This is a genomic window from Cycloclasticus sp. P1, assembly GCF_000299965.1.
Lineage (GTDB): Bacteria > Pseudomonadota > Gammaproteobacteria > Methylococcales > Cycloclasticaceae > Cycloclasticus > Cycloclasticus pugetii.
On the sequence record NC_018697.1, the window covers coordinates 1689855 to 1702294 of the forward strand.

The 12440-nt window shown below is 40.0% G+C and carries 11 protein-coding genes; 4 read left to right on the forward strand and 7 right to left on the reverse strand.

Annotation, left to right across the window (positions count from 1 at the left end):
* Nucleotides 1–74: 74 nt before the first annotated feature.
* Nucleotides 75–1034 carry an SdiA-regulated domain-containing protein gene (locus Q91_RS08110; protein ID WP_041230589.1) on the reverse strand — a complete coding sequence of 320 codons (960 nt, stop codon included), beginning with the start codon at nt 1032–1034 and terminating at the stop codon, nt 75–77.
* 221 nt (nt 1035–1255) lie between these two features.
* Between Q91_RS08110 and ppk1 the strand changes: the two genes are divergently transcribed.
* On the forward strand, nt 1256–3325 hold the full coding sequence (gene ppk1 / locus Q91_RS08115; protein ID WP_015006405.1) for a polyphosphate kinase 1: 2070 nt from the start codon (nt 1256–1258) through the stop codon (nt 3323–3325).
* Nucleotides 3322–4830: a Ppx/GppA phosphatase family protein gene (locus tag Q91_RS08120; RefSeq protein ID WP_015006406.1), complete on the forward strand. Its 1509-nt coding sequence runs from the start codon at nt 3322–3324 to the stop codon at nt 4828–4830. The genes ppk1 and Q91_RS08120 overlap by 4 nt, the downstream gene beginning before the upstream one ends.
* 154 nt (nt 4831–4984) lie before the next feature.
* On the opposite strand, the gene Q91_RS08125 is transcribed toward Q91_RS08120, so the two are convergent.
* A complete protein-coding gene (locus tag Q91_RS08125; RefSeq protein ID WP_015006407.1) occupies nt 4985–7543 on the reverse strand; it encodes an Ig-like domain-containing protein in 2559 nt (852 codons plus the stop codon).
* A 271-nt stretch (nt 7544–7814) separates the two neighbouring features.
* Between Q91_RS08125 and htpX the strand changes: the two genes are divergently transcribed.
* The gene (gene htpX / locus Q91_RS08130) at nt 7815–8687 is read left to right on the forward strand and encodes a protease HtpX (RefSeq protein ID WP_015006408.1); all 873 of its coding nucleotides are present in this window, start codon (nt 7815–7817) and stop codon (nt 8685–8687) included.
* A 55-nt stretch (nt 8688–8742) separates the two neighbouring features.
* Complete coding sequence (locus Q91_RS08135) at nt 8743–9171, forward strand: ubiquinol-cytochrome c reductase iron-sulfur subunit (RefSeq protein ID WP_015006409.1); 429 nt, start codon at nt 8743–8745, stop codon at nt 9169–9171.
* Nucleotides 9172–9180: 9 nt separating this feature from the next.
* On the opposite strand, the gene Q91_RS08140 is transcribed toward Q91_RS08135, so the two are convergent.
* The 5 genes from Q91_RS08140 to Q91_RS08160 are packed head-to-tail and all read right to left on the reverse strand — an operon-like array spanning nt 9181 to nt 12306.
* Nucleotides 9181–9780 carry a DUF2490 domain-containing protein gene (locus tag Q91_RS08140; RefSeq protein ID WP_238538323.1) on the reverse strand — a complete coding sequence of 200 codons (600 nt, stop codon included), beginning with the start codon at nt 9778–9780 and terminating at the stop codon, nt 9181–9183.
* Between the two features lie 45 nt (nt 9781–9825).
* Nucleotides 9826–10356 (reverse strand): PepSY-associated TM helix domain-containing protein, encoded by a 531-nt coding sequence (locus tag Q91_RS08145; protein WP_015006411.1) that lies wholly within the window; start codon nt 10354–10356, stop codon nt 9826–9828.
* Nucleotides 10331–10801, reverse strand: coding sequence for a hypothetical protein (locus Q91_RS08150; protein ID WP_015006412.1), 471 nt, complete (start codon nt 10799–10801; stop codon nt 10331–10333). The genes Q91_RS08145 and Q91_RS08150 overlap by 26 nt, the downstream gene beginning before the upstream one ends.
* Before the next feature lie 51 nt (nt 10802–10852).
* Entirely contained in the window at nt 10853–11383 is a 531-nt protein-coding gene (locus Q91_RS08155) for an FMN-binding protein (protein ID WP_015006413.1), read from the reverse strand.
* Nucleotides 11383–12306 carry a DUF6662 family protein gene (locus Q91_RS08160; protein WP_015006414.1) on the reverse strand — a complete coding sequence of 308 codons (924 nt, stop codon included), beginning with the start codon at nt 12304–12306 and terminating at the stop codon, nt 11383–11385. Before Q91_RS08160 ends, Q91_RS08155 begins: the two co-directional genes overlap by 1 nt.
* Nucleotides 12307–12440: the final 134 nt, after the last annotated feature.

The window sequence follows — 12440 nt, forward strand, 5'->3', positions numbered from 1 at the left end:
GTTGCCGGTAAACCTTGCCCAGTTAAATACCGAAGCCATGGTATAGATGGGGTAGCCAGTTTGATTTAACTCAATTAGTCATTTTTTGACGCGACTTTTAACAGGCGATTTTTACTCTTGAGACGATAAAAAAAATTCGGCTCGCTGATGACATAAATATCACCGTCTTTGTCCATTGTTATACCTTCAGCCTGCGGTACATCATCGTGCAAACCAGCATTCCCTCTACTCAAGTCCAATCGGCTGATTTCAATCCCTTCTTTATTGACTTCAACCATTTGACGAGATTCGTCACTTAAGAGTATTAGGTGGCCTGTTTGATCGTCATAATGCACCCCTGAGTAATCCTCACCGCCAAAAGAGGTTTTTTCTAAAGAAAACGGCGTTGAAATAGCAATATCAGATGATTCAACAAAACCCGACAGCTTTATCAGTTGACGAGGTGTTTTCTCGTTAATGATAAATAAATCCCCACTGTCTTGGTTATAAGTTAACCCTTCAAATCCTTTGTTTTTACCTGATGTTATGGCCAACTGAAGGCTCTTTAAGCCCGCCCTATTAACAACCTTTGTTTGCGCATTAATATCGAACATTACCAAGGTTCTTTTTCGCTCTTCAACCACGGCATATCGTTCGCCGCCGAGATACATCACCCCTTCTGTGTCTTCGAAGCCAATTAAATCAATACGACGAATTAGCTCACCGTCTTTTGTCAGCTCCAGTAGCGTTTCTGGGTTATTAACAACAGCAAATAATGTATTGGTATTGCTGTTATAGGTTAGGCCAGATGCATTATCTTTAACACCCGCTATCATCTTGGGCGTTGCGTGAATTTCATAGCCACTTAAGCCAATTTGCTGTCCAGCAACTATGGGGGTTTCTTCACCGCTGAAGAGGCCGAATGAAATGACTAACATTAACAAGAGATAGATCAGGTTTTGCTTATTACAAACTTTTAAATCACCAATACGAGACTGCTCCAAAACAATTTTGAAGCAATAATCTAAACGAGATATTCGTGTGGTATTCAGCATGGCATTCATCCTTAGAATTTGCAGTGAATGTAACCAATGATGATGACAACGAAGTGTCAGAACGATGACAATATGCAGGCGCAAGGCACAAATACCCATCCCAGCCCTTTCCGTGTAACAGGAAAATTTCGCCCCATAAAATCAAAGGATTAGATACTGTCACGAACCTGTCATCTTGCCTCTACATAATAAAGTTTTAGTAAACAGCTTAGGTGGGTGAGGTGATCAAAAAATTAGAGGCGAAATATATTGCGAAAGAACTCAGCTGGCTGTCCTTTAACGAGCGCGTGCTACAAGAAGCAGCTGATAAATCCACACCTATTATAGAAAGAGTCCGGTTTTTAGGCATTTTTTCAAACAACCTAGATGAGTTTTTTAGGGTGCGCGTTGCCAATGTTAAGCGTCGGGTTCTTATTGAGAAAGACCTTGATGAACAAACACCGACCAAAAACTTGTTACGTGATATACAAAAAAAGGTCTTAAAGCTACAAGAAGAATTTGATGTCACTTACCATGAGGTATTGAAAGGGCTCGCGCATAAAAACATTTTCTTAATTAATGAAGATCAACTGAGCCCCGAGCAAGGAAACTGGCTACAAAAATACTTTACCAATCATCTACAAGGTTTTATTGAGCCTATTATTATCAATAAAAATACTAATTTAGCGGCCTTATTAAAAGATGACCTCAGCTATTTAATTTGTGAAATGCTGGGTGGTAAAAACATACAGTATGCAGCCATTGCGATACCAACCACAGACTCTCCTCGTTTTATTGAATTACCACGTGAAAAAGGTAAACGACGACGAGATATTATTATGTCCGACAATATTATTCGCTATTGCATAAACAATATTTTTGCCGCCTATTTTAATTACAAGGTCTGCAATGTTTACGCTATGAAGGTAACGGGAGATGCTGATTTCGGTCTAACCGATGATATTGATTTATCGGTTTTAGAAAAATTATCTATCGGTTTAAAGCAGCGCCTACATGCTAAGCCTGTGCGATTTGTGTACGAACGAGCCATGCCCGATCATGCTATCGACATGCTGAAATCTAAACTTGGCATTACACGTCATGATAGTGTGGTGCCAGGTGGCCGTTATCATAATTTCCGAGACTTTATTGACTTCCCTAATGTGGGGCGTAAACACCTTGAAAACCCTCCGTTAACACCTTTGGTTTCTAGGCAATTTTCCCGTCATGCCTGCCCTTTTGATGCAATAAAGCAGCAAGACATTTTGCTTTGTTACCCTTATCATAAGTTTGATCACTTTACCGAATTGATACGTCAGGCAGCTTTTGATCCAAATGTATTTGAAATAAAAATCTGCCTCTACCGTGTAGCCAACAACAGTAGGCTTATCAAGTCACTGATCAATGCGGTTAGAAATGGCAAAGAAGTTTTTGCTGTTATTGAGTTACACGCACGTTTTGATGAACAAGCCAACATGGAATGGGCGCGTATCTTAACCGAGTCGGGTGTTAAGGTTCACTTTGGCTTACCCTCATTAAAATGCCACACTAAATTATGTTTAATTGGCCGACATGAACATAAAAAACAAACCTATTACGCTCACGTTGGCACCGGTAACTTTCACGAAAAAACAGCTAAGGTTTACACCGACTTTAGTTTATTTACCAACAAACAAGCGATTACCAAGGAAGTTGCGCTTGTTTTTGACTTTATTGCGCACAGTTATAAAAAAACCACGTTTAAACATTTAATTGTTTCCCCTATCGGCACAAGAGATTGGATTAATAAATCGATTGAGAATGAAATAAAGATGGCCAAAAAAGGGCATAAGGCTGAAATTCTTATTAAAATGAATAACATTGATGATAAGCAAGTTATTGATAAGTTGTACGAGGCCAGTAGTGCCGGTGTGAAAATTAAAATCGTCTTGAGGGGAATGTGCAGTTTAGCTCCTGGGGTTGTAGGGCTTAGTGACAATATTGAAGTTATTTCTATTGTCGACCGATTTTTAGAACATACACGATTTACGATTTTTCATAATAATGGAGACCCTCGCGTTACCATTAGTTCGGCAGACTGGATGACGCGTAATATAGAGCGGCGTGTAGAGGTTGGCTGCCCTATTTATGACCCTGCCATTCAGCAACAAATTATCCATATCTTTAACCTCCAATGGTCCGATAAGACAAAGGCCAGAATTATAGATAAGAAACAACATAACAAATATTTGCCACGAGGCAATAAGCGAAAAATTCGCTCTCAAATATCGGTGTATAACTATCTAAAAGACCTTGAGTCTAACAAGAAATGACTAGCCTTAACGCCGATACCCAATCAGAATTAATTGCTGCCTTAGATTTAGGCTCTAATAGTTTTCACTTAATTATTGCTCGCTTAAATGCCGGTAAGCTTGAACCTCTGCATAAGGTAAAACATCGAGTACGCTTACGAGCGGGGTTAAATAAGGCTAATGAATTAAGTTACGAGGCGATGCTAAGAGCAGCAAGCAGTCTTAAAGAAATGGGCGCTACAATAAAAACACATCAAATTAAAAAATGTCGTGTCGTGGCCACTCATACCTTGCGAGAAGCTGTTAACCGTAATGCTTTTCTCTCACTGGCTGAGTACTCATTGGGCTTTCCTATTGAAATAATTTCAGGCTCTGAAGAGGCCAGATTAATCTACCAAGGGGTCGTTCGTAGCGAAGAAATCAAAGACTCATGTTTGGTGGTTGATATAGGTGGTGGCAGTACTGAAATAGTGCTGGGTGAAGGCACTGATACTCAATATAGAGACAGCAAAAACATGGGCTGCATCAGCTTTACAGAACGTTACTTCAGTAAAGGCGTGAATCAAAAATCATTTAAACGGGCCGAGGTATCCGCACTGCAAAAACTTGAGCAGTTTTCCCATCATTTTAGGACAAGTCACCCAAATAAGGTCTTTGCAACATCAGGCACCGCCAAAGCCCTTTTTAAGGCGATCGGTTTAGTCAGCGAAACAACCGACCATCTAGAATTAAATACCTTACTCAAATTACAACATTTATTATGCCAAATAGACGGTGTCTCTAAGCTCTCATTAGTTGGTATTGACGAAGCTAGAGCCATGGTTTTACCTGCTGGCTTAGCCATTATGATTGCCCTTATGAAGAGCCTAAACCTAACTGCTTTGACATTCTGCTCTGCTGCCTTGCGCGAGGGCGTCTTGTTTGAAATGGAGCAACAAAATAAACAAGGAGACACACGACTGCGTACTCGCCAACATTTACAACGTCTTTACAACGTTGACCGTAGGCAGGCCCAACAAATAGCAGAAACTTGCGAGCAATTTTGGCACCAAACTTCAAAAAGCTGGAGTCTAACCTCAACGAAACTTAAGACTCTATTACTTGAGGCCGCTTATTTATATGAGGTTGGCCAGCAAATTAATGTGACTGACTTTCAGCAACATTCAGCTTATATTTTGGCTAACAGTGACCTTGCGGGCTATAACCAAGACGAGCAGCTTCTGCTTTCAACCATCGTCATTGGGGCTAGAAAACGGTTTAGACGAAGACGGCTTCCCGACATTCGAATTATCAGCCATAAAATGTTAACGCGGTTAATTCGCCTATTTCGCTTAGCTGTTATTTTAAATAATAGCCGCCAGCCCTTAGTTATCGATTTATTATCACTTCAGGTTGATGGGCGCGAAATGATGCTAAGCATTGATAAACAGTTCTTTCTTGAACAAGACGTGACCATGGCTGACTTAAACAAAGAGTCCAGTGTTATGGCAAACCTAGGCTACACCCTGTCTTGCCAAATCATATAGCCAGCTACTTTAATAGTGATACTGGCTTTGTACGTTATTTAGCTAGGCTCTATGGCTTTACCTTTTTATGTAGCGCTTTTTATGGCTAAGATCTAACATTCAAGTAAACTCAATGACGCAGTCGTTATAAAAACCAAATAACTTGGATTTGTATTTATGCCATTAAACTGTCTAATTCTGTTGAGCCTAAATCAAATGCAAATTTTTGAGACGTTACTTCCTTGCTATATGCAGTACTCACAAGCGTCCCATCTAATTCGTAAACGGGACCTAGCGTCGGTGTCGAGTAACTAACCGGACCAGCATTCAGTGTAATATTCCCTTTCAAAATATCTAACTCGTCTTGTAGACCAACTATTAAATTTGTCTCTGTTTCAAACAGAGCATCAGGTGTGAGTGTCAACGCATATTCAACCACCCCATCACCGTTGAGATCATGTTGACTCGCATCAAATACATCAATGGTGTCACCAAATTCAAAGAAAATTTCTGACTCATCCTCCAGGGTTAATAGGCCATTCAAGCCCTCAAGATCCAGCTCATAGTCTTGACCAAATTTATATGGATTGACCAAGTCATAGTCGACCACTTCAACATTAAAGTCCGCTGATACTGTGTCATTGCCTAGCTTATACGTTAAATCAAGAGGGTTTGGCTTACCGGCAAGAGATGCAGCAATACCATCCAAATCGTAACGAAGCTCTAAAAAATCATCTGAATTGGAGCCGTATAAAGATTGATCGCTATAATTAATACCACTACTACTTGTGCTGAACTGTGGGGCACTGAATTTCCATTCAACCAAGGTATTTTGCAAGGCATCATCAATCGTACCAGAGAGACTGTCTTTCGTATAAAGGCCATTTAATAAATGCAGTTTGTCACCATCAAAGCGAACTAAGCTCTGGTTATCAATTCCAAACGAGGGGTATAAATGCATATCAGCAAAAGGTTGTTGATTAAAAATGTCATGCGAAGAGCCTCCCGTATGAACTTGCATATACGCAGCGCCACTTATTTGAATATCGGCCGCTGCTGCAAATTTAAGTAACTCTTGCTCAAAGGTAAGCTTAGGTGTTGAGGCCCAAAAGCGACTGCTCATTAAATCGGGGGTTGCTGATGTCTCAAACTGTAACCAATCGGTCGTGTGATTATAAAAACTGTTAATGTTGCCATCATATTTCACATTAGCATCAACGGTTCCACCATTAATATTAAAGGTGTTTTTTATACTCACTTCAAAATCTAGTTTTTCTGAAATTTGCCCACTGGCCGCGGCTGTTACCCCTACGCCAGCTACACGAGTATCTATATCCTTATAAGCGCCTATTGTATCGGTAGGCTTGAAATCATCTATTTTTAAACTCGCCGTATACGATGCGCTGGCATTAAAGGCATCACCACCATGCCAAATACTGTGATCATCAGCAATAAACGTTTGGCTAAACAGTTGAGACTGTGCATTCGACGAAATATGAAGCGATGCATCAGCATATTGCTCATCTGCGTTGCTCTTTTCTTTGGCTATTGCACGTATATTTAGATTAAAGTCAGTATCACTAAATTTTGGCAGGCTGATCAAAAAATCATGTGTTTCAGTAAGGCTTTCAGCATCAGGGTTATATATGGTTTCGGCTATATACGAAGATAAATTAAAGCTAGAACCATCAGGGTTAGTAGCGGTTAACTCAAAACGATCAATAAATTCAGAGCCATCCGCATCCGTTTGCGCGCTATCAACTCGAAGAATAATTTGATTAACTGTTGGCCCCCTCAGCACTTGATAACTTAGATCTGGAGTATCGGCAACGGCTTCAATGTTCACGCTCACAGTAGCAAAGTCAGTTCCGCCATTGCCATCATCAATGAGGTACTGAAAGCTATCTACACCACTGTAATCTTCATCGGGTACGTATAAGACAGCATCGCCAACTAAGTCATCTGCATCATTACCATCAATAATCGTCACTGTGCCGTGTTGAGCACCACGTGTATTTATGATGGTTAGCTTGTCTCCATCAGCATCTGTATCATTATTTAATACATTAAATTGAATACCATTTGGCACGGTAGATGGGTCACCTAACCCAATCGCTCCATCTTCAAAAATATTTTCTACGTCATCGTTAGCATCAGGCGATGCCGGCGCTACTACATTTATTTTTGACGATTGATGCGTTAACCCATTCACTCGAGCCGCAAACTCAACATTAGCAATATCATCTAATGTTAAGTCCCCTGCACTGTTCGACAAGTGAAATTCTGTTTGAGTAATCGCGTCTTTAGCTTTACCAGCGCTTCCAAACTCTATCCCAATATCAAAAGTGTCTGCTTTACCTTTAACATTAGCGCCGTTACCTAAATCGTTTGCCCCACCTAATTGCTGATCACTAACATCATTACCAGTAGCAACTAATCCAGACAGTTTTAAGGCGTCATTGATATTAAAAAACAACCCCCTTACATCGGTGGATTTCCCTGAGCCGTCCAAAGTGCTAACGATAAAACTTAAACCGTCTTCAACTTCTTTAACAAGAATATGTAGGCCCGAGGTGGGCGCATCTCCAGGAATTGTAAATTCAATTTTACGAACATACTCGAAGCTTTCTGACTCTATAGCTTGGGGTACAAACAAAAGCTCCTCGTTTACAAGCAAATCTGTCAAATCGTTTGATAAATTCTTACTTTTAAGCAACGCATCCGTTTTAGCCATCCTTAATCTTCCTGTGATAATAAAGTATGTTGAGCATTATTTCTCAAAAATAAAACTCCGTCAAATTACCCCATCACGGTGCTGCGCGCCTGTTACCTATGGTTAAATTAACTACCTTTTAAATGTTGATAAGGTGACGCTTTAAAGCCCCCTATTTGTTGCTTTTTTAGATTTTTCGCATACCAAGCAACCAACCGACAATGCACGACTTGAATTTAAGCTTTATCAACCCCAATATACGTCTTACATACAGTTTAAGGATCTTATTATCATGACTCGAATTGCTTTATTTTTAGCCACTAATGTAGCCATTATGGTCGTTATCAGCTTGGTATTTAGCCTATTTGGTTTATCAGGTACTTTGCAGGCAAATGGGGTCGATTTAGACCTGAATGCTTTATTAATTATCTCTCTGATCGTTGGCATGACCGGTTCGGTCATTTCCTTGGCCATGTCAAAATCCATGGCAAAACGCTCCATGGGTGTTCAGGTTATTGATCAGCCTAAAAATTCAACAGAGCAATGGCTTGTTTCTGTGGTCTCAAAACAGGCGGAAAAAGCAGGCATTGGTATGCCAGAAGTCGGCATTTTTAATAACCCTACACCCAATGCCTTTGCAACTGGGATGAATAAGAATGATGCTTTAGTGGCCGTGAGTACTGGTTTACTTAATGCAATGAACAGAGATGAAGTAGAAGCCGTGCTTGGGCATGAAGTCAGCCATGTTGCCAATGGTGATATGATCACGATGGCATTGATGCAAGGTGTGGTGAATACTTTTGTATATTTCTTTGCCTCTGTCATTGGTCATATTGTGGATAGGGTCATTCTTAAAAATGAACGTGGGCATGGCATTGGTTATTTTGTGACCCAAATGTTAGCTCAGGTCGTGTTATCCTTTTTAGCCTCCATGCTTGTTATGTGGTTCTCGCGCTATCGTGAGTTTCATGCCGATAAAGGCGGCGCCAATTTAGCCGGCAAACAAAAAATGATTAACGCATTAAAAGCCCTACAGCGTAGTCATGAGCCAACTGATATGCCAGAAGAATTAGCCGCTTTTGGTATTAATGGTGGACAAGTCAAAAAACTCTTTATGTCTCACCCACCGCTTGAAGAACGCATCGCTGCGCTACAAAGAAACTAAGCTATCAAATAGATAAGGCAAACTGTACACATTATTAAACTAGGGAGCACCTTAAATGGATAGGCGATCTTTTATTAAAAAATCCAGCAGCTTCGCCTTAGCAAGTAGCTGCGGCGCCTCCTTATTAGTGGGCTGCCAAACATCACCCAATATCAAAACCACTCTTTTAAAAACGCAGCAAAACAATAAAATAATTGCTCATAAAACTGTATTAGAAAACGATGACTTTGCTATTTTGCAGGCCACGACTGTCAAGGCACCGATCTTTCTACATCAACAAAAAAATGGAAAATATGTTGCCTTGCTCTTAAGCTGTACACACCAAAAGTGCACCGTTTCTGTGGCGCCAGACAAGCTAGTTTGCCCCTGTCATGGTGCTAAATTTGATAAACAGGGGACGGTTCTTCAAGGGCCCGCTGATAAAAACCTTCTTGCGCTTGAACTTTCTGAACAAGGCAATGAAATTGTTATCTCACTTCCTTAATAACTGCTTTTAAAAGGCCAGGCTCAACACGATTGCCGATGAGGTTTGCCATTTATCCTTTTGCTTTGCCACTATTTTAAAAGATAGTTGCGGCACCAATGTTTTGAATTTATCGAAGGTAACACCCATGTCTACCCGTGTTTGCGATAATTGATGCGCCGTTAAATCATAATAATATTCATGGCTCACAAACGGTTTAGCATTAAAAATTCGCTTGGGTAATACAACCTTAGCTCTCACTCGGCTGCGTTTAGAGTGTCCTTTTCCTTCTCGATCTCTAAATTCTTGGCGAACTCTCAATCTCCAATCAAGCTTATTGTTCCCTTTGAATTTTTGCTCTAATTGAACATAGGGCCTATTTTCTAGCGCCCAACCATCTTCTTCTAAGCTATAAACCCTTCGATAATGAACACCTAGTGTTAAGTCTTTTATCGCCAAAGGAAGTCTCACGCCAATATCTGCATGCTTTCTATGCAATATGCCTTTATCTCTTCGGGCTTCTATATCACCTTTAAAAGCCACTCCTTTTATGACGGCTTTTTTATTCACTTTTAACTGGCTTTCAGTTGCTAAGCAGCTAAAAGAAAAGCACCAAACAACAAGGCTCATTAATATGAATCGATTTAAGTTAACGAACATATAAACACCAATCTTTTATCCTGCAGTGTGTGTTATCCGCTTTCTGCTTCTTTTTTTAAAATGCATCGTTAAAAACAAATATAGCCCCGTTACCCACAAAACAAATAAAATCAATGAGCTAGGTAAAAAAACCCATAGCTTTACAGCATCATGAAAGAACGTACCATCATGAATTGACTCAATGAAATCTGACCGGCGATGGGCCACTTGCAATATTTCATTAGATTGAGTGTCTATTTGAATTTCCCAATCGCTCTTCGCTCGAACTTTAACAATGCCTTTATTGGGCCTTACATCCAGTCGGTCAATATCCGCCCAACCGTTAACCTTTGCTTGTTTTACTGTTTTTGAAGTTGCTAGAATTTCATCAAAAGTAATTGAAGGAACAGAACTCACTCCGCGAGTGCTGGGCGGCTGGATCCAATCTACATCTTTTTTGAGCAGCAACAAGACGCCTGAGCCTATAACAACCAAAATAGGTAAGGCACATAAAATTGATCCCCAATAATGCGTTTTCCGATTAAATTTTTTCCAATTTACTTTCATTATTTCGCTTTTCATTTTTCTGTTTAACTTTCAACAACACATGAAGAGATAAACTGACAGGCAACACGAGACCTATCGCTAAGTGGGTGTACTCAAGCCATTGTCGTAACGTATCTTCTGCTACGTAATACAATAAATAGCCACTAATTATCAAAAGGCAGGGCATGGTAAGCAGCAAAATACCTGTCTTTCTTTTCTGTTTTGTTTTCCAACTTTTGGGTAGGTGGGCTCCTATAACAAAGCCCACGCCAATCATCATTAAAAATGCCATTGCACCGTGAACTTGCAATGCAGGGTATTGCCAAGCATGTTTTACCAGTCCATATTTGCCTTCTTGAAGAAACCAGGTTTTAAGAATAAAAAACCCACTGCCCGAGAACCAACTTAAGAAAAACAAACTATAAAGGCCGTAACGATATGGTTTAGGGAAATAGACAGTTACCATGACGTAAATAACTCATATTTATTACTAAATTAATTGTTAAACGAGTAGGTATTACAAGTGCTGTAAGACTTGTTGCCAAGTATGCGTCCAACGGTTTACTCCATCGGTAATATGTCGGCATGACAGCGTTGCACCCGAAATATTGTCAATCTGCTTATCTAACAATAATTTTTCAGAACTATCCCGACCATTAAACTGATCTAACCATTTAATATATCGAACTTCACTGCCATAACTTTCAACATAACGCAGTACCCTAAGCCCCTTTATCTTGCCTGAACTATCGATACCCACAGCCATATCAATCATTTCATGCTTACCAATAACTTGGTCTACAAGAAACCACTCGTTGCTTTGTGTTTTCCATGCATTCAATTTATTACTCAGCACACGCATATCCGACGCATCTTCTATTGCCTCAACTTGAGCGTTAGATAATGTTAAATCCATTTTTTTCATCGGTGTGTTAGAAAATAACTCACCTTTTGCTTGCTCAACCGTTAAAAAAGTTTCCGCGTGTCCTGTTGAAATCAGGCTTAACAGCATAAAGCCGAGTATGCACTTTACGTTTAACGCTTGCATTAAAACTCATAACCGAATGATACGCCGGCATGGTATTTCTCATGCTCATCAAAGTTTTTACCATCTTCACTAAAGCCGCCGCCCCCTTGGAACTGAAACAACACACCGCCTGTTGCCCACCATCGCTGAGTCGCATAATGAAGCGTTGGACCTATGTATTGGCCACTTTGATACCTATCGCCTAATCTAAAATCTGTTAAATCAAAACTAGAGCGCTGCACACCTTCTTCGAATTCTCCGTTTTCTTGCACACTTAAATAATCAGATTGAGAGCGATACTCAAGGCCGACCGTCCATTTAGGCATAAATCGATATGAAACAGCCGCCATCAACTCTAATGAAATCTCTTCCTCTAATACATCGGGGGACTTTCTTCTTTCAAGCTCTACCTTAGGGTTAACAACAAATATAAGTGTGTCATCTAAAAAGTCTTTTTGAAAATAGAATGTCGTTGTTAACGAATCTTGATCGATATCTGCGCCATCTAATCTGTACGCATCTCTATGCTCAAAAGCCAAGCCTACAGATAAACCCATGACATCTTTATAAGGGCTCAAAATATTATATTTAAGCGCCGCTTCATACCCTGCAAACTGAAATTTATCAAAGCGCTTGCCAGCCCCTCCCTGTGTACTAAACATAGGGTCATTGTCTGAATTATTCAGTGAGTAGTTATGATCAAAAAACACCAGCTCAGCGCTTACAGTTAATTTATCCGTTATTCCATACTCAATTTCTGGCCTAATATCATGTGCAACATAATCACCTGAGTTTTTTCCAACTTTAATTGTGTCACTCAGTTTGAACTCATAACTCCCTTGCGGCCTCGTGTCTGTACCTTTTGCATATAGCCATTGGTTTTCTCCTGCCACTGAAGCACCACTGGCTAACGTCAATAGACTGACTGCATACAACTTTTTCATAAAATTAATCCCTCTCCATAATTTTAATGAATAGGAATACGAATCATTATCATTAGCAATAAGATTATTAAAAGTATTCTCTTGACAGCGCCAATCCATTTGTTTTAAATATTAATGATAATCATTCTCATTAA